Genomic DNA, 16,639 nt, shown 5'->3' with positions numbered 1-16,639 from the left:
AGTGGATAAGCAGTTTGCTACGGCGCTATCGCTACTATTCCCCGTTTTGATTGTGGATGCCGCAGAGCCGGCACCGCTGCTGGATACGGTGGTGGTGACGGCACACCAGCAGCCGCTGGTGCTTGCCGATCTCGCGGGCAACACCGCGGTAATTGACGATGAGGAAATCACGCGCAGCGGTTACGCACATGTGCAGCAGCTGCTGAACAATGCCCCGGGCGTGAATATCGCGCGCGGCAATGGTATTGAATACCTGCCCGCTGTGCGCTCTCCTGTGCTCACCGGTGCGGCCGCCTGCGGCAGTATCCGTGCAACGCTCGACGGCGTTGCACTGCGTGCACCGGGTTTTTGTAACATCAATGAGCTGTTCGAGGCGCCGCTGGAGTTCGCCGAGCGTGTGGAGGTGGTGCGCGGTACCGCCAGCATGGTGCATGGCGCCAACGCAACCAATGGCGTGATCGACACGCGCCTGCGTTTGCCAGAGCGGGACCGTTCCGGGCTCAGCCTCTGGCACGGCGAACAGGGCTTCGCCAAGGCCGCCCTCGACCTGTCACGGGGTGATGCGCAGCGCGGCCAGTCCCTGGGTCTTGCACATATTCGCAACGACGGTTTTCGCCAGGACAATACCTACCGTCAGACGACCGGCCTGTGGCAACTGCAGCACAGCGGGACAACAGGCCAACTGCGCGCATCCATACACTTCGCGGATCTCGACCAGGACTCCGCCGGCTACGTCAGCGGCTACCGCGCCTATGAAGACACAACGCTGAGCGAGGCCAACCCGACGCCCGGCGCCTACCGTGCCGCAAGGTCCATACGTGGCCAGGTACGCGTCGGCACCGACGAGCGGGACCAGCAGGGCCGTGCGCTCAGCGCCTGGTTCCGCGATACCAACATGGCATTTCGCATGCATTTCCTGCCGGGGCAGCCGGATGAAGAAAATAGCCATGCGTCTGTCGGTGCACGCGCAGGCGGCTGGCTGCCATTTGCTGGTGGGCGGGTGGATTACGGCACCGAGGCTGAATTGACCGACGCCTACCTGGAGCAGTTCCAGGCCGAGCCGACAGAGGGTTCTGCCTTCCTGCAAGCTACGATTCCGGCGGGTTACCAGTACCGCTATGACGTGATGGCGGCATCACTATCGGTATTTGGCAGCTACCGACGCCCCCTCAGTGAGGCGCTGGTTTTCGATGCCGGGTTGCGTACGGGCTGGACGCGCTACGACTACGACAACCATTTGCCCGATGGGCGCACGGATGCGAATGGCGAGCCCTGCGCCTTTGGTGGGTGCCGCTACTCGCGGCCTGCCGACAGGGCAGATGATTTTGTCAGCAGTGCGGTGCGTGCGGGCCTCGCTTACCGGATGGGCGAATCATTGCAGTTTTACGCAAACCTTTCGAATGGCTATCGCACGCCGCAGGCTGCAGAGTTGTACCGCCTGCAGCGCGTGCAGCAGGTCGCTGACCTCGATCCCGAGCAAGCGTTCAGCGGCGAAGTGGGGATACGCGGCTCCATCGCCCGTGTGGAATTTGAACTGGCGGCCTATCAGCAGCGCAAGCGCAACGTCATCTACCGGAATGCGGATTTCTTTAACGTCTCCGGCGGTAAGACCGCGCACCGCGGCCTGGAGAGCCGGGCGCGGGTATCGTTGACGGATCGCACAACGTTCAGCTTGCTGCTGAATTACGGCGAGCACCGCTACCGCAATGACCAGGTGGCGGGTACGACAGGCAACCTGATGGACTCAGCGCCCCTGTGGTTTGGCGGTGCCTCTATCGACCAGCGCATTGGCGATCGCTGGAACGTGCGGGCTGCACTGGATTACGTTGGGAAATACTATACGGACCCGCAGAGCCTGCACCAGTACCCCGGCCATCGGTTGCTGCACCTGACGGCAGATAGGCAATTTACGGATTCGGTCACGGTTTTCCTGAAATTGGAAAATGCACTGGATGAACGCTACGCATCGCGCGCAGATTTCAGCAGCTTCTCCGGGGACCGCTATTTCCCGGGCTCGCCGCGGGTAGTCAGGTTCGGTGCGAAATTTGAGTTGTAGATAAAAATAAAAAGGGGCCACGTGGTGGCCCCTGTAGCAAAATCTGTCAGCCGCTCCTGGCTGAATCAGATTACCGCAGACTCAAAGAGCTTGCGTACTTCCGGAAGGTGTTCGCCGAAGTAGTGCAGGTCAGCCGCAGTAAACAGGATGACATAAAGTTGCTCATCCTTGATTACCGCAAACGCATTGCCACGTTTTTTCAGGCCGCTCTTTTCGAAGTAATCCAGTTCAAACTCAAATCCGAAGGTACCACCGAATTCTGTGGGTTTGAGGTTACTGGTATCAATCTGGATTTCACCGCCTGCCAGGTTTTTCAGTGAGGTCTTTACCAGGTCTTCAACATCATTGGGCAGCATGCCCGCATTGAAGGCTGGCATGGGCAGAGCTTTGTTCCAGGATTTGAACAGTGTTTCCCCGTCACTGATACCACCAATAAAAATCAGCTGGTCGAGGCTTACCCCATCGCGGGTCCAGATCTCAACTTTTTTACCAAGGTTCGCAGGAGACTTGTTCCAGTCCATTGGCGGGGTGACGGTGATACCCTTGGCCGAGACAGCGGATCCGGCTGGCACCAGGCTGTACTGGACACAGCCTGCGAGGGAGGAAAGCAAGCCCAGTATAAATAGCCTTTTAATCTGTTTAATCATTTTTTGACTCCAAAGAATTTATATAGAATTCGATCATCTGCTTGTCCGAAGCGTCTGGTGCGAGTGCCAGGTAGTTGCGGAAGTGCGATAAAGCCTCGGTATTGTTTTTCTTGCGTAAATGGAGATAGCCGAGGTGCTTGTGCGCATCCGGGACGGGGTTGTCCAGTTTCAGGGATGCGGTGTAAGCATCAACCGCAAGGTCCTGGTCGCCTGGCTGGTTCCTTAACCGGTGCAGTTCCCCGCGAAAGAAACGCACTTCCGCCTCTGGGTAGCCCATCTCTTCATGTTTCGCGAGCAACAATTCGGATTGTTCGTACTCCTGCATTTCCAGATGGTTGGCCATAAACGTGCGATAAAGCGGCATGATCTTTTCGATCAGGCCGTTGTTCTTTAGCGTATTTCCGGTTTCTGGTAGCTGGCTGATGTGCGCTTCCAGTTTTGCTATTCGCTCCTTGGGCTGAGGGTGGGTGGCGAAAAATACGCTGCTGGCCTGCCTGCTGCTATCTGCTTTCTGTTCGGCATCTACATAGCGCCACAGGTTTGCAGCTTCGACAGGCGCATATCCGCTGGCGTGCATCAGGTTGGCACCGATGGCATCGGCTTCAATTTCCTGGTTGCGCCCAAAAGAACTATTACCGGCCATCACAGCCCAGGTCATCAGCCCACCGGTCAGCAACATGTCGAACACCATGGAAACGCCAGCGCCATCACGCAGGCCGCGCCACTGCTTGAGGTGGTGTGAGCGCAGGTAGTGACCTATCTCGTGCCCAAGTACAGCCGCGAGCTGGGATTCACTTTCGACGCGCAGCAGCAGGCCCGAGTGGATATGCATCATGCCGTTGGGAAACATGGCCGCATTGAAATGCGGATTTTCGATAACGTAAACCCGGATATCGCTGCAGTAGTCTCCCGCAAGTTTACAGACCATATTGCCGACGTAGTCGTTCAGCGCGGGGTCCGTAACCACAAACGGGGAGTGCTGAATGTCCCGCTCCAGCTTATCGACCTGATACCAGAAACCGCCTTCGTCGGAGGAAGCTTCGGGCCGGTAACCGGGGTCAAAAGCCGGCGGATAGCTGGTTGCTGCGGCAACGGCGTTGCTCACCAGGGAGGCCATTACAAGGCCCAGCAGTCTGTGAGTAAGTGTGTGCATGCGATTGACTCACCCCGCGGAAGGAAGGGTTTTCAATAACGCTGTCACTGTCTTGTCGGCCGCTTTTTTGGTGCGCAGGTCACCGGAGCCGCTGATGAGCTGGTTGAACCAGACAATCTCGCCGCTGTTCAGGTCGACCAGGGAAGCAAAGCCGTACTGGGTGCCGCCGGCAACACCAACTCCGGCTACTGCGCCAAGCAGCTGAACGGCCACGCGGCCGGCACTGGCATAGCTGTCACGCACGAAAACAAACATCGCATAGTCCGCGCCTGTGTGTTCCTTGAGTGCCGCGATATCGTCGCCCAGGGTCCAGTCGATCTGGTTGTTTTTGGTTGGAAGCTTGAGCGGCCCGTAGTGGTGCAGGCGGATGGTGTATCCGACGGCTTCGTGCAGCTTCTGTAGCTGGACCAGGGTGGATTCGGCATTGAGGCCACCGGCGTCGAACAGCAACAGGTTGGAATTACGTCGGGCAAACTCCTCCCTGGCAGCAGTCTTGATGTGCTGTACCGCGTTCTGGGTCCACTCTGCCTGCGGCTCGGTAAGACCGGCGGCTGTCAGAATGCTGAGCTCCACATCCAGGGGCATGAGCACGATCTCGGAGCTGCCATCGATGGTGCTCAGCTGATCGATCTTGGATACGTGGGTCGCGGCGCAGCCGCTCAGGTAGATGACCGCGAATGCGGTTAGCAGCAGTTTTGTAATACTGCGGAACGAGCGCGCGCTCCGCATGGTCGTGGTGTGATCCATTCGGACAAATTCCCCCAAGAAATTTATTGTTTTTTATCCGGCCGCTGAAGCGGCCAGATTGCAACGTTAAGGGAATTGGGAGTCAAAAAATAGGGACGGACGCCCTATTTATGCAGTTGCGGAAAAATTACAGCGTCAACCGCAGATTCTGCGCCTGACAGCGCTCTAAAATGACGTTGAGCAGGCGCAGAGTGCGGACTCAGTGGGAAGCCGGTAGCAGCTGGCTGAAATTTTCCCCGGTCGGGTAGTCGGTCGCGGTCCAGCCGACGCGCACAATCACGGTGCCGGTGGCGGGCGAGATCATCAGTGCCTGCTCCCGGTTGCCCAGCATAAAGTAGGCATCGGCCGGCAGCTCCGGGAAGCGCAGGGCGTCGCCGCCACCGTTCAGCCAGAACTGGTAACCGTAACGGGGGTCGTTTTCCGAATTGTTCGGTGCCTGCGCGCGCGCCACCCAGTCCTCGGAAAGGATACGCTGGCCATTCATCTCACCCTTATCGAGCATGACCTGCCCCAGGCGTGCCCAGTCGCGGCCACTGGCGTAGATGTAGGAGCTGCCGACAAACACACCGCTGGGGTCGGTTTCCAGAATGGTGTGCTGCATCCCGAGTGGCTGCAGTAGCTCGCGGTGCAGGAAATTGATGCTTTCCTGCGCGCTGCCACCGAGCTGGTCGTGCACCCAGCGCGCAATCAGGTTGGTGGTGCCGGAAGAGTAGGAAAAGTGCTGGCCTGGCGTGTGCAGTGCCGGGCTGTCCATGGCCACGTCCGATGCGCTGTGTGCGTTAAACAGCATGCGCGTGGAATCACTCCCCGGCGCATAGGTCTCATCGAATTGCAGGCCGGATGCCATATGCAACAGGTCGTCCATTTCGATCTTCGCACGCGCGTCGTCTGCCCAGCTGCTGAATAATGGCGTACCGGCGCTATTGGCAATCTCCAGGGCTTCCATGCGCCCATAGAGCATGGCAGTGACGCTCTTGCCCATGGACCAGCCGAGCAGTGGTGTGCGAGCGTCGATGCCCGGTCCATAGGATTCGGCAACCAGCTTGCCATCCTGCACCACCACCAGCGCACGGGTATCCAGGCCTGCCCCATTATCCTTTGCCAGAATGGCGTCCAGGCGCAGCTGCAGCGCCGGGTCGATACTGTCGAGCTTGTCGCCCGCAGGCCATGGCGCGTCCACGGCGATCGGGGCGGGCGCGCGTACGGTGTTGAGTGGCGCGGTGTTGCCGATATCCAGGCTACAGCCGAGATCCTTGCGGAAGGTGGCACTGGTCTTGCCGAGGCCGAACAGGGTCGCGGTCACGCTCTGGGCGCCGTACTCGAGATCCAGCAGGCGGTTGGCCGGGGAATAGGAGGCGAGGTCCTCCAAAATCCGGTCCTTGTCAAAACCGGATACGAAATAGGCGGAACAGGCCAGTTTGGCGCCCATGCCGGTGGCTACACGCACGGCGGCGGGCAGCTGGGTGGCGGAAAAGCCGAGCAGCTTCGGGGCCAGCAGGGCGAAGGCCAGTGCCAGCGCGGCAAGGGTGGCCAGCGGGATCGTGATTAGTCTCTTCATCGTACTCTTTGTCTTTACCGTACTTTTTGTCTTTTCGTATGACGCATATACGCCCGCGCGGGCCGTATCTGGAAAGCAACTGCCGATTGTACCGGTCCCGCTGGCGCGAAAAAGGCCTTTGCGGGACGGAAATGCGTCTTTTTCAGACAGATGTGACCGAAAAATGGACTTTGTTCTCGATCGCCTCTTTACTTTGGTTACATGTGAAACTATTTTTGTGCGCCTGAAATTACTATAACAATCACCGCAGCGACAATGGCGCTGGGCCGTACAGAGACTGGAGGATGCTATGTCCGATTTGTTTGAAAACCCGATGGGCCTGAACGGCTTCGAGTTTGTTGAATTCACAGCGCCGGAAAAGGGCATTCTGGAAACCGTATTCGAGGCTATGGGCTTCACCAAGGTGGCCCGCCACCGTACCAAAGACGTGGAGTTGTGGCGTCAGGGTGATATCAATTTCATCACCAACTATGAAAAGGGCAGCCATGCCGACTACTACGCGCGCGAGCACGGCCCGTCCGCCTGTGGCCTGGCCTTCCGCGTGAAAGATGCCACGTTCGCATACAACGAAGCGATCAAGAAGGGCGCCCAGCCGGTGATCGTGGAAACTGGCCCAATGGAACTGCGCCTGCCGGCGATCAAGGGTATTGGCGGCGCGACCCTGTACCTGATCGATCGGTACAAGGAAGGCGAGAGCATCTACGACATCGACTTCCACTGGCTGGAAGGCGTTGACAAGCATCCGCAAGGCTGTGGCTTCCACACTCTGGACCACCTCACCCATAACGTCTATCGCGGCCGTATGGATTACTGGGCCAAGTACTACGAAGACCTGTTCAACTTCCGTGAAATCCGTTACTTCGATATCAAGGGCGAGTACACCGGCCTGTTGTCCAAGGCCATGACCGCGCCTGACGGCAAGATCCGTATCCCGCTGAACGAGGAAGCCGCTGGCGGCGGCGGCCAGATCGAGGAATTCCTGATGAAGTACAACGGTGAGGGCATCCAGCACATTGCCTTTGCCTGTGACGACCTCATCGCCTGCTGGGATCGCCTCAAGGCCCGCGGCATGGAGTTCATGACCCCGCCGCCGGATACCTATTACGAAATGCTGGAAGAGCGCCTGCCGGGCCACGGTGAGCCCACCGAAGAGTTCAAGAGCCGCGGCATCCTGCTGGACGGTACCACCGAAGGCGGCCAGCCGCGCCTGCTGTTGCAGATTTTCTCTGCCAACATGCTCGGCCCGGTATTCTTCGAATTTATCCAGCGCAAGGAAGACGAGGGTTTCGGTGAAGGTAACTTCAAGGCGCTGTTCGAGTCCATCGAGCGTGACCAGCTCAATCGCGGCGTGATTGGCGACCAGAGCAAGGACGATGCGGCCTGATAAGGCCGTATGTATACCGGAGGCCTGATATGGCTATAAAGCGTATTCATCACGTCGCCTATCGCTGCCGCGACGCCAGGGAAACGGTGGAGTTCTACCGCGACCTGCTGGGCATGGAATTCCAGCTCGCCATTGCCGAAGACAGGGTGCCCTCCACCGGGGCACCGGACCCGTATATGCATATCTTCATGGATGCGGGGCAGGGCAACGTGCTGGCGTTTTTCGAGCTGCCCAACTCCCCGGAAATGGGCCGCGATGAAAACACGCCGGCATGGGTGCAACATATCGCCCTGGAAGTGGAGAGCATGGACGAGCTGCTGGCGATGAAAGCCAAACTCGAGGGTGCGGGCGTTGAAGTACTCGGCCCCACCGACCACACCATTTTCCAGTCGATCTATTTTTTCGACCCGAACGGGCACCGTATAGAGCTCGCCGCCAACACCGCGGAACCGGGCATGCACCGGGAGCTCAAGCGGGTGGCGGAAGAAATGCTGGAAGAGTGGTCGCGCACCAAGAAAGCGCCTAGACACGCCGCCTGGATGCACGGCGACGTAAAATTCAAATCCCTGGACCCTTAAACTCACAGACTGAAAGCAAGAGGAAGGCACCGTGAAGCTAGCCAGCCTGATTTCCGGCCGAGACGGCCAACTCGTCGTGGTCAGTGACGACCTTAGCCGCATGGTATCCGCAGCTGAAATCGCCCCGACGCTGCAAAACGCGCTGGACAACTGGGACAGTGTTTCGGCAAAGCTCGAGGACCTGCATGCAAAATTGCAGCGTGGTGAGGTAGAGGGGCAGGCCTTCGACCAAGCTGCGTGCCACTCACCGTTGCCGCGTGCCTACCAATGGGCAGACGGCAGTGCCTATGTGAACCATGTGGAGCTGGTGCGCAAGGCGCGCAACGCCGAGATGCCGGAAAGCTTCTGGACCGACCCGCTGATGTACCAGGGTGGTTCCGACAGCTTCCTGGCCCCGCGTGCGCCCATCGTGATGCCGCAGGACGAGGGCTTCGGAATCGATTTCGAGGCCGAGGTGGCCGTGATTACCGGCGATGTGCCCATGGGTGTATCAGCGGAAGAGGCGCTGAACCATATCCGCCTGGTGATGATCGTCAATGATGTATCCCTGCGCGGCCTGATCCCGAATGAACTGGGCAAGGGCTTCGGTTTCTTCCAGTCCAAGCCGTCCAGCGCCTTTGCGCCGGTCTGTGTGACCCCGGCTGCACTCGGCGAAAGCTGGAAGGGTGGCAAGCTGCACCTGCCGCTGGTATCGCACCTGAATGGAGAGGTCTTCGGCAAACCGGAAGCCGGCGTCGACATGACATTCGACTTCGGCCAGTTGATCGCGCACGCCGCACGTACGCGCCCGTTGTGTGCCGGTACCATCATCGGCTCGGGCACCGTGTCCAACAAGCTCGATGGCGGCCCGGGCAAGCCGGTGGCCGAGGGCGGTGTCGGCTACAGCTGTATTGCGGAGATCCGCATGATCGAAACCATCAAGGATGGCAAACCGTCCACGCCGTTTATGAAGTTCGGCGATGCCGTTGCCATCGAGATGTTCGACCAGGGCGGCCAGTCCATCTTCGGGCGTATTGAACAGGTCGTAGAAAAAAGCTGATTTTCCCTTCCCAATCTTCCCTGGCGGGTGTTTGCCTGCCAGGGGAGGCATTTGATCGCAAACGAAGCCGCCTTACCTAAACTCCTCCCCAGGCCTGCTATCACCACCTGCTGAAACTATCATTCCCGGGGAAACCGGGAGAATGTTTATGGACCTGCAGCTCAAGGGGAAACTCGTATTTATCAGTGGCTCCACCAAGGGTATTGGCCGTGCGGTCGCGGAGGCACTGTTGCGCGACGGTGCCCGTGTGATTATCAATGGTCGCTCCGGTACCGAAGCCGCAGTCGCAGAGCTCAGCGCGATGGGAGAAGCCCTGGGTGTGGAGGGCGACTTATCGAAGCCGGAGGAGACTGACCGGATCTGCGCGGAGATAGAGCAGCACGGACCGCTGGATATCCTGATCAACAACATGGGTATCTTTAGTCCGCGTCCCTTCGCCGAGATTTCCGATGAGGAATGGCAGTCCATCCTCGATATCAATGTGATGAGCACGGTGCGCCTGTGCCGGTATTTTTTCCCGAAAATGCAGCAGCAGGATTTTGCCCGCATCATCAATATTTCCAGCGAGGCCGGCATGCGCGGCCTGGAGAGCATGGTGCACTACTCGGTGACCAAGGGTGCGCAGATTGTGATGGGTAGGGGACTCGCCAACCTTACCAAGGGGTCCGGCAAAAATATTACCGTCAATTCGGTCCTGCCGGGGCCCACACTGACCGAAGGTGTGGAGCAGTGGCTCAAGGAAAGCGCGAAAGTGCAGGGCAAAACAGAAGATCAGTTCGTGGCAGATTTTTTCCAGGAAACCGAGCCGAACTCTCTTTTGCAGCGGTTTATCAAGCCTGAGGAAATTGCGGCCGTCGTTGCATTTATTGCGTCACCGCTCAGTGCAGCGGTCAACGGTGCCAGCATCAAGGCAGAGGGCGGGCTGATAAAAAGTATTGTCTGACCGCCTCGGCCTGCGAGCAGGGTCAGGGCCCGCATGGAAAAACCAATGCGGGCCTTTCCTCAGCTATTACTCAAGCCAGCGTCAGGTGCCGATTGATCGGCAGGTCTCGAATGCGCGTACCACTTGCCGCAAAGATGGCGTTGGTGATACTCGGTGCAACCGGCGGCACGCCGGGTTCACCCACGCCCGCGGGTGGTTCCTCGGACGCAATGATTTCCACCGACATTGCAGGACACTGCTGGATGCGCAGCAATGGGTAATCGTGGAAATTACTGTTACTGACCGCGCCTTTTTCCATTTTTATCTCGCCCATCAGGGCCAGGCTAAGCCCGAATACCATGGCGCCTTCCATCTGCGATTCCACGCGGTCCGGGTTGACAGCAAGGCCGACATCGCAGACGCAGTGCATCTCCAGTATTTCCAGCTTGCCGTTTTGCACGCGCACCTTGGTGGCGATACCGACGTAGGATAGGAAACTGCGATGCACCGCGATGCCCCAGCCTTCGCCGGATGATCTGCCATTTGCTACTGATGATAGATCGGCTTTCGCGGCTGTCCTGCGCAATACTTCCTTGAGTCGCGCGGTATCTACCGGGAATTTTTCCTGGCTCTCGCCATAGTTGTTGTATTTGTATTCGCCCTGGCTCGGGTCGAACTTTCGGTCTGGGCCAATCAGTTCGAGCAGGAACTCTTCCGGGTTGCTCCCCGCAGCGTGCGCGACTTCGTCGGCGAAGCTGCATACACCAAATGCATTCTGGATATTGCTCACCGAGCGCAGCCAGCCGATGCGGGTATGGTATTCGGCCTGCGCGGTTTCACACTGGCGATTGTCGATTGCGAATGGCATATCGGCAAAGCCAAGGTCCAGCTCGAAAGGGGCCGGATGATCCGCTCCGGGTGCAAAGGTTCCGCCGATCGAGGGAAAGGCAGTGCGTTGCAACCAGCTGCTGACTTTCCCATCTTTGTCGAGACCGGCTTCGAAAAAGGCCGCACTGGCCGCGTGGTAGTAATCGTGGTGGATGTCGTCCTCGCGACTCCAGACGACTTTCACCGGGCGCCCGGTCTTTTTCGACAGTAATGCGGCTTCCACCACAAAGTCCGGTTTTGATTTGCGCCCGAAGCCGCCGCCAAGCAGGGTGACATTAACTTTGATTTTTTCTGCGGGCAGGCCGAGCGCCGTGCCCACATGTGCCTGTACCGATTGCGGGTCCTGCACACAGGCCCAGATTTCGCAGCCATCTTCCTTCGCCAGTGCAGTGGCGCTCACCGGTTCCATGGTGGCGTGCGCAAGGTAGGGCGCGGAATAGGTGGCCTGCAGGCGCTTGTCTGCAGCCTCCAGGGCTTTCTGTGCATCGCCGTGTTGGGTGATAACCTTGCCCGGTTCGGAAACACGCTGCTTCAGGGTCTCGATAAAGGATGCACTGTCGTGTTGGGCATGTGGCGTATCGCTCCAGCTTAGCTTCAGCGCCTTGCGGCCCTGCATCGTTGCCCAGGTATTGGTGGCCAGTACAGCTACGCCTGAAAGCGGATGAAACAGGGGTGGCTCAATACCGCCATCGAGCCGTTCTACCGCAATCACACCAGTTATTTTTTTTGCCGCCTTGTCATCGAGTTTTTCCAGTTTGCTTCCGAGAACGGGTGCGCGCTCGATGCTGGCGATCAGCATATTGTCGATGACGACATCCTGACCGAACACGGCCTTGCCCGTGACCATGTCCGGGGTGTCATAGGTCGGCACCGGTTTGCCGATATATTTAAAGCTTTCAGCAGGTTTCAGCTTGAGCGATGCGTCATCGGGTACTTTCTGGGTGGCTGCCAGTTCCGCCAGCTCGCCGAAGCTTGCCGATTTGCCACTGGGTTTGTGGTGCACCCGGTGTGCACGCGCCTCGCATTCGGCAACCGGCACAGACCAGCGCTGTGCCGCGGCCTCCTCCAGCATGGTGCGTGCGCTGGCGCCCATCTTGCGCATGGTGTCATAGAAGCGGCGCACGCTGCGGGAACCGTCCGTGTTCTGGCTGCCGTAGCGCTTGTCACCGAGGCCCTGGACCACCTTGACCTTGGCCCACTCGGCTTCCATTTCATCGGCTACCACCTGGGGCAATCCGGTGCGAATGCCCTGGCCCATTTCGGAGCGGTGGCAGATGATGGAAACGGTGTCATCGGAGTCGACACTGACAAAAAGATTCAGCTTGGTGTCTGCTTCGAGCCCACTCGCCCAGGCAGGCTGCCAGCCCGGCAGGCTCGCGCCCAGGATCAGGCTGCCGCCACTGAGGCCGGCCAGTTGCAGGAATTTACGCCGGCTGACCAGCGCGATGCCTTTGCGGTTATCCATTGACTTCGCCCCCATTGATTTCGTCCCCTTTGCCCGGGTGGGAAGCAGCGGCGTCCTTGATGGCGGCCTTGATACGCGGGTAGGTACCGCAGCGGCAAAGGTTGCCGCTCATCGCCTGGTTGATGTCCGCTTCTGAGGGCGAAGGATTCTTTTCCAGAAACGCAGCCGCGGTCATGATCTGGCCGGCCTGGCAGTAGCCGCATTGCGGCACATTATGTTTGATCCATGCTTCCTGCAGTGGATGGTCGCCAGCACTGGACAGGCCCTCGATGGTGGTGATCTGCTGGCCGGCAACGGCTTTTACCGGGGTCAGGCAGGCGCGGATGGCCATGCCGTCGGCATGCACGGTGCAGGCGCCGCACAGGCCCGCACCACAACCGAACTTGGTGCCGGTCAATTGCAGCAAGTCCCGCAGTGCCCACAACAGTGGCATGTTTTCATCCGCATCAATCTGATGCTTCTCTCCGTTAACGGTTAGCTCCATGCTTGTTCTCCGTTCGCAAGCCAGTTATTCCAGTCTTCAGTGGTATCGATATCGATGGCGGCGCCTGCCATGGGCACATAGATCGCATCGCCGCCATCGTTGTTCAGTAATTTCTTCGCGCCGCGGTCGCCGTGTAGCTGCAGCAGCTCGCCGAACAGCCTGCGAGGGAAAATCGCGGGTACTCCAGGTTCGCCCTGGTACAAAGCACTTACGACTCCCCCGTGCTGTTCCCACTGTTTTACCAGTGTACGCAGGTCCTCGGCTGTCACTGCGACCTGGTCCGCGAGCAGGAACAGCACCGCTTCGGCACTTTCCGGTAACTGCGTAATCGCAAATGCAATGGAACCCCCAATGCCCTGCGCCCAGTCCGGGTTGAAGCGCAGGTCCAGGTCCGCATGGTTTTCATGCACACGCGCATGCCAGGCGCCGGTGATAATAACCGGCTCTGCCAGGCCGGCTGAACGTACGGCGTCGACCCTGCGCTGCAGTAGTGTTTTACCGTCCTGCGCCAGCAACAGCTTGCATTGGCCAAAACGACTGGCGGCGCCGGCGGCGAGTACCACGGTAGCCAGCTTGCTCACGCGCTCTCCTCGAGTGCGAAGCCGGTTTGCTTTTTATTCAGTGGCTGGGCATCAGCCCGATGCAGGATGCTGTGAATTTCGGCACAGGTCGACAGCGCTATGCTTTCCGGTAACTCGCCGCCCAGGTCGAGGCCGATTGGGGCGCGCAAGATCCCGGCACAGAGCCTGTTCACAGCTGCCGGAGGCAAGCCGGCAAGTGAGAGTACCCGGTCGCGTCGGCTCAGTGGCCCGAGCAGTCCGAGGTAGTGCAGCGGGCGCTGTTGCAGCAGCCGAATTGCCGCAGCGTCAAGCCGCAAGCTGTGATTCATCACCACCGCCGCGTCGACGCTGTCGAGGTCGAGTTGTTGCGATAATGCTTCCGGTGCGCAGCGATAGGTGTGACAGTCCGGGAAATAAGCCGGACGCGCGTTCGCCGGCCTCGGGTCGCACAGGCTGACCTCCCAGCCCTGTAGCCTGAATTGTTCGGCCATGGGCTGTGCGTCGATGCCGCCGCCCATAATCAGGATATGTGGCGCCGGGGCAATCCTTGACAGCAGCCACTGGTCACCGTCGATTGAGGAAAGCACCGAGCGTCGCGTAGCGGGGTTAAACAGTTTACCCACGTCGTCAGGGGCGTCTTCCGTCAACTGCGCGAGGGACTCACCATCAACGGGAATTTTCTGGCGATAGATACAGGTTTTGCGCTGTAAAAGCTGCGCCCGCAATTCTGCAAGCTGCAGGTAGTTATTCTCGGGCGTGATGAGTTGCAGGGCGATGTGAACTTCCCCGCCGCAGCCGATCCCGAGCTGGAAAGAGATATCGTCTTCGTCGGCGCCATCGTAGCGCAGCGTGGTGGCCTGCCCGCTGGCCAGTACTTTCTGGGCGTGACGCAGGATGTCGGATTCCAGGCAGCCGCCACTGAGCAGGCCGTAGAACTTGCCCAGGTCATCGCAAAGCATCATGGAGCCGGCCTTGCGGTAACTGGGTCCGCAGGTCTTGTACACGGTGCCGAGTATCCAGCGGCGTGTATCGCGCTCCGGGTACCAGGTATCGAGCAGCGCCGTCAGGTGATTGGCGGTACGTTTGTTTTTATTCTGCATCGCTCAGTCGGGTCGTTTATGCGATGCCAACCACTATACGAATCAATGGGGTCAGAGTCGATGGGGTCAGAGCCGAGTCGAATGTGGATGGGGTCAGAGCGACAGCTCTGACCCCATTCATCTCGGGCATGTTAGAGTTTTGCGACTTTCACTGATTGGTGAGACCCATGAAACGCCTTATTATCTTCGTTACCGCATTCTTCCTGTTCGCATGCAGTTCTGATCAAGGATCTTTGCCCGGCCAGAGCAAGATCTGGCTGATTCAGGACACAACTGTCATTGATACACGGTCCGGTTCGGTGGTTCCTCACCAATCGGTGGTGATCGACGGCGACAAAATATCCGTGGTAGGGGCTGCTTCTGATGTAGTCGCACCGGCAGGCGCAAGTGTCATAGACGGGTCCGGCAAGTACCTGATTCCCGGGCTTTGGGATATGCATATCCATACGGCGGACGTTGAAGACACGACCAAGGCGATGTTGCCGCTCCTGATCGCAAACGGTGTAACCGGTGCGAGGAGTATGGCGGCAGACTGCCATCTTGAGAGCGGTGATTGTGGGGAGCCCGTCCCGGCGTTTCATGTGTTCGACGGTTGGCGACAAAAAATCGCTTCTGGCGAGTTCGTGGGTCCGCGGCTTGCTGGTTCAAGCTATTACACCAACGGTCCTGACAGCGTAGAGGCGTCGGCAATTGAGAACCCGGCAACTGCAGAGCATGCACGTGGCTATGCAAGGTTATTGAAGAGCAGAGGCGTCGATCTCATAAAGGTCTACAGTGGCATGTATCGCGAAGCGTATTTCGCGATGGCTGACGAATCGAAGGAACTAGGGCTCGAGTTTGGAGGAGAAGTGCCCCTTACCGTACGGGTCACTGAGGCCTCTGATGCTGGGCACTCAACGATTGAACACGCCATGGGCTTCCTGGAACAGTGCTCCGCCAATGAAGAAGTACAGCGACTCAAACTCATTGAATCCTATGATCGTCCCGTCGACTTTTGGCATGCGTTGCTAGAGCTTGCTGAGGACGTTGACGAGCAAGAATGTCAACGCGTTTACGCACACGTTGCGGGCAACGGCACCTGGAGCGTGCCGACACTTAACATTTGGGCGTTTTATAACGGAATCCGGTCGCAAAGAGGAGAGTGGCGGGAAGACCCAAATCTGAAATATGTGCCTCGCGGGGAGGTGGTCATATGGGAGCGGCTTGAAGAGGCCTATTTCGGTGACATTCCGGACTACAAGCGTGTGATGCAACCATATTTCCGCAAGATGTTTCAGGTAGCCGGCGATAGCTACGAGGCCGGCATTCCCGTCATGGCGGGATCTGACGCTGGTGAGTATGGCGTCATCTGGGGCTTCAGCCTGCATACTGAACTGCAATACATGGTCGAAGCGGGGATGACCGAGGCGGATGTGCTTCGGGCGGCTACGCTAAGTCCTGCGCGTTACCGGGGGCAGGAAGATCTGCTGGGTACTGTAGAGAACGGTAAGCTCGCCGACCTGGTTCTCCTTACTGCGAATCCTCTAGAGGACATCTCCAACACCCTGGCAATCGATACGGTCATTGCCAATGGGCGCGTCTTCAGACGAAGTGATCTTGACGAGTTGCTGCGAAACGTTGAGGCGTATTCTCGATCAACTCGGGAAGAAGGATAGCGGTCCACGGTGCCGAGTGGGAGGGTGCTTTCGGGGTCAGAGTCGTTAACTCTGACCCCTTCCATGGAGAATTAGCTTCGCCCTGCGGGCTCGCTGGTCTCGCGCCTGTGGCGCTCGGCTCGAACGAGGACCAACGGAACCGCATCAGGCGGTTAAACGAAAAAGGCCACCCGATTGTATCAGGGGTCAGAGCTGCCGCTCTGACCCCATTCATCTCTGACCCCTTCCATGGAGGATTAGCTTCGCCCTGCGGGCTCGCTGGTCTCGCGCCTAAGGAGCTCGGCTCGAACGAGGACCAACGGAACCGCACCAGGCGGTTAAACAAAAAAGGCCGCGCGATGACATCAGGGGTCAGAGTCTACGACTCTGACCCCACTCATCTCTGACCCCATCCAGCGGAGGA

At 58.7% G+C, this 16,639-nt stretch carries 14 protein-coding genes; 6 read left to right on the top strand and 8 right to left on the bottom strand.

Annotated elements, in window-relative coordinates:
- The first annotated feature begins 1 nt into the window (after position 1).
- Entirely contained in the window at positions 2-2,056 is a 2,055-nt protein-coding gene (locus QSJ80_RS01495) for a TonB-dependent receptor (RefSeq protein ID WP_285762495.1), read from the top strand.
- Positions 2,057-2,121: 65 nt separating this feature from the next.
- Here QSJ80_RS01495 and QSJ80_RS01490 read toward each other — a convergent pair whose 3' ends face one another.
- The 4 genes from QSJ80_RS01490 to QSJ80_RS01475 form a co-directional block, all read right to left on the bottom strand.
- Complete coding sequence (locus tag QSJ80_RS01490; RefSeq protein WP_285762494.1) at positions 2,122-2,703, bottom strand: hypothetical protein; 582 nt, start codon at positions 2,701-2,703, stop codon at positions 2,122-2,124.
- Positions 2,696-3,856 carry a M48 family metallopeptidase gene (locus QSJ80_RS01485; RefSeq protein ID WP_285762493.1) on the bottom strand — a complete coding sequence of 387 codons (1,161 nt, stop codon included), beginning with the start codon at positions 3,854-3,856 and terminating at the stop codon, positions 2,696-2,698. Before QSJ80_RS01485 ends, QSJ80_RS01490 begins: the two co-directional genes overlap by 8 nt.
- A 9-nt stretch (positions 3,857-3,865) precedes the next feature.
- A complete protein-coding gene (locus QSJ80_RS01480) occupies positions 3,866-4,603 on the bottom strand; it encodes a hypothetical protein (RefSeq protein WP_285762492.1) in 738 nt (245 codons plus the stop codon).
- Between the two features lie 199 nt (positions 4,604-4,802).
- Positions 4,803-6,161, bottom strand: coding sequence for a serine hydrolase domain-containing protein (locus tag QSJ80_RS01475; RefSeq protein ID WP_285762491.1), 1,359 nt, complete (start codon positions 6,159-6,161; stop codon positions 4,803-4,805).
- Positions 6,162-6,450: 289 nt separating this feature from the next.
- Here QSJ80_RS01475 and hppD point away from each other — a divergent pair, with 289 nt between their 5' ends.
- The 4 genes from hppD (at position 6,451) to QSJ80_RS01455 (ending at position 10,105) form a co-directional block, all read left to right on the top strand.
- Positions 6,451-7,545, top strand: coding sequence for a 4-hydroxyphenylpyruvate dioxygenase (gene hppD / locus QSJ80_RS01470; RefSeq protein WP_285762490.1), 1,095 nt, complete (start codon positions 6,451-6,453; stop codon positions 7,543-7,545).
- A gap of 29 nt (positions 7,546-7,574) precedes the next feature.
- Positions 7,575-8,123 carry a VOC family protein gene (locus tag QSJ80_RS01465; protein WP_285762489.1) on the top strand — a complete coding sequence of 183 codons (549 nt, stop codon included), beginning with the start codon at positions 7,575-7,577 and terminating at the stop codon, positions 8,121-8,123.
- A 31-nt stretch (positions 8,124-8,154) separates the two neighbouring features.
- The gene (locus tag QSJ80_RS01460; protein ID WP_285762488.1) at positions 8,155-9,162 is read left to right on the top strand and encodes a fumarylacetoacetate hydrolase family protein; all 1,008 of its coding nucleotides are present in this window, start codon (positions 8,155-8,157) and stop codon (positions 9,160-9,162) included.
- 148 nt (positions 9,163-9,310) lie between these two features.
- Complete coding sequence (locus tag QSJ80_RS01455; RefSeq protein ID WP_285762487.1) at positions 9,311-10,105, top strand: SDR family NAD(P)-dependent oxidoreductase; 795 nt, start codon at positions 9,311-9,313, stop codon at positions 10,103-10,105.
- Positions 10,106-10,175: 70 nt separating this feature from the next.
- Here QSJ80_RS01455 and QSJ80_RS01450 read toward each other — a convergent pair whose 3' ends face one another.
- From QSJ80_RS01450 to QSJ80_RS01435, 4 genes are read right to left on the bottom strand one after another with little or no spacing between them, the layout of a single operon-like run.
- Positions 10,176-12,437: a xanthine dehydrogenase family protein molybdopterin-binding subunit gene (locus QSJ80_RS01450; RefSeq protein ID WP_285762486.1), complete on the bottom strand. Its 2,262-nt coding sequence runs from the start codon at positions 12,435-12,437 to the stop codon at positions 10,176-10,178.
- The gene (locus tag QSJ80_RS01445; RefSeq protein WP_285762485.1) at positions 12,430-12,921 is read right to left on the bottom strand and encodes a (2Fe-2S)-binding protein; all 492 of its coding nucleotides are present in this window, start codon (positions 12,919-12,921) and stop codon (positions 12,430-12,432) included. The genes QSJ80_RS01450 and QSJ80_RS01445 overlap by 8 nt, the downstream gene beginning before the upstream one ends.
- Positions 12,912-13,502 carry a nucleotidyltransferase family protein gene (locus QSJ80_RS01440; protein ID WP_285762484.1) on the bottom strand — a complete coding sequence of 197 codons (591 nt, stop codon included), beginning with the start codon at positions 13,500-13,502 and terminating at the stop codon, positions 12,912-12,914. Before QSJ80_RS01440 ends, QSJ80_RS01445 begins: the two co-directional genes overlap by 10 nt.
- Complete coding sequence (locus QSJ80_RS01435) at positions 13,499-14,581, bottom strand: XdhC family protein (RefSeq protein ID WP_285762483.1); 1,083 nt, start codon at positions 14,579-14,581, stop codon at positions 13,499-13,501. The genes QSJ80_RS01440 and QSJ80_RS01435 overlap by 4 nt, the downstream gene beginning before the upstream one ends.
- Before the next feature lie 167 nt (positions 14,582-14,748).
- On the opposite strand from QSJ80_RS01435, the gene QSJ80_RS01430 reads away from it, so the two are divergent.
- Positions 14,749-16,236 (top strand): amidohydrolase family protein, encoded by a 1,488-nt coding sequence (locus tag QSJ80_RS01430; protein WP_285762482.1) that lies wholly within the window; start codon positions 14,749-14,751, stop codon positions 16,234-16,236.
- Positions 16,237-16,639: the final 403 nt, after the last annotated feature.

It is taken from the genome of Biformimicrobium ophioploci, assembly GCF_030270605.1.
GTDB classification, from domain to species: Bacteria; Pseudomonadota; Gammaproteobacteria; order Pseudomonadales; family Cellvibrionaceae; genus Biformimicrobium; species Biformimicrobium ophioploci.
The sequence above is the reverse complement of the archived record's forward strand: the minus strand, read 5'-3'. Positions and strand labels throughout refer to the sequence as shown.

Excerpts from the sequence above, each read along its gene's own strand:
- QSJ80_RS01490 (WP_285762494.1), bottom strand. The coding sequence starts at position 2,703 with ATGATTAAACAGATTAAAAGGCTATTTATACTGGGCTTGCTTTCCTCC.
- QSJ80_RS01485 (WP_285762493.1), bottom strand. The coding sequence starts at position 3,856 with ATGCACACACTTACTCACAGACTGCTGGGCCTTGTAATGGCCTCCCTG.
- QSJ80_RS01480 (WP_285762492.1), bottom strand. The coding sequence starts at position 4,603 with ATGGATCACACCACGACCATGCGGAGCGCGCGCTCGTTCCGCAGTATT.
- QSJ80_RS01475 (WP_285762491.1), bottom strand. The coding sequence starts at position 6,161 with ATGAAGAGACTAATCACGATCCCGCTGGCCACCCTTGCCGCGCTGGCA.
- hppD (WP_285762490.1), top strand. The coding sequence starts at position 6,451 with ATGTCCGATTTGTTTGAAAACCCGATGGGCCTGAACGGCTTCGAGTTT.
- QSJ80_RS01465 (WP_285762489.1), top strand. The coding sequence starts at position 7,575 with ATGGCTATAAAGCGTATTCATCACGTCGCCTATCGCTGCCGCGACGCC.
- QSJ80_RS01455 (WP_285762487.1), top strand. The coding sequence starts at position 9,311 with ATGGACCTGCAGCTCAAGGGGAAACTCGTATTTATCAGTGGCTCCACC.
- QSJ80_RS01450 (WP_285762486.1), bottom strand. The coding sequence starts at position 12,437 with ATGGATAACCGCAAAGGCATCGCGCTGGTCAGCCGGCGTAAATTCCTG.
- QSJ80_RS01445 (WP_285762485.1), bottom strand. The coding sequence starts at position 12,921 with ATGGAGCTAACCGTTAACGGAGAGAAGCATCAGATTGATGCGGATGAA.
- QSJ80_RS01435 (WP_285762483.1), bottom strand. The coding sequence starts at position 14,581 with ATGCAGAATAAAAACAAACGTACCGCCAATCACCTGACGGCGCTGCTC.
- QSJ80_RS01430 (WP_285762482.1), top strand. The coding sequence starts at position 14,749 with ATGAAACGCCTTATTATCTTCGTTACCGCATTCTTCCTGTTCGCATGC.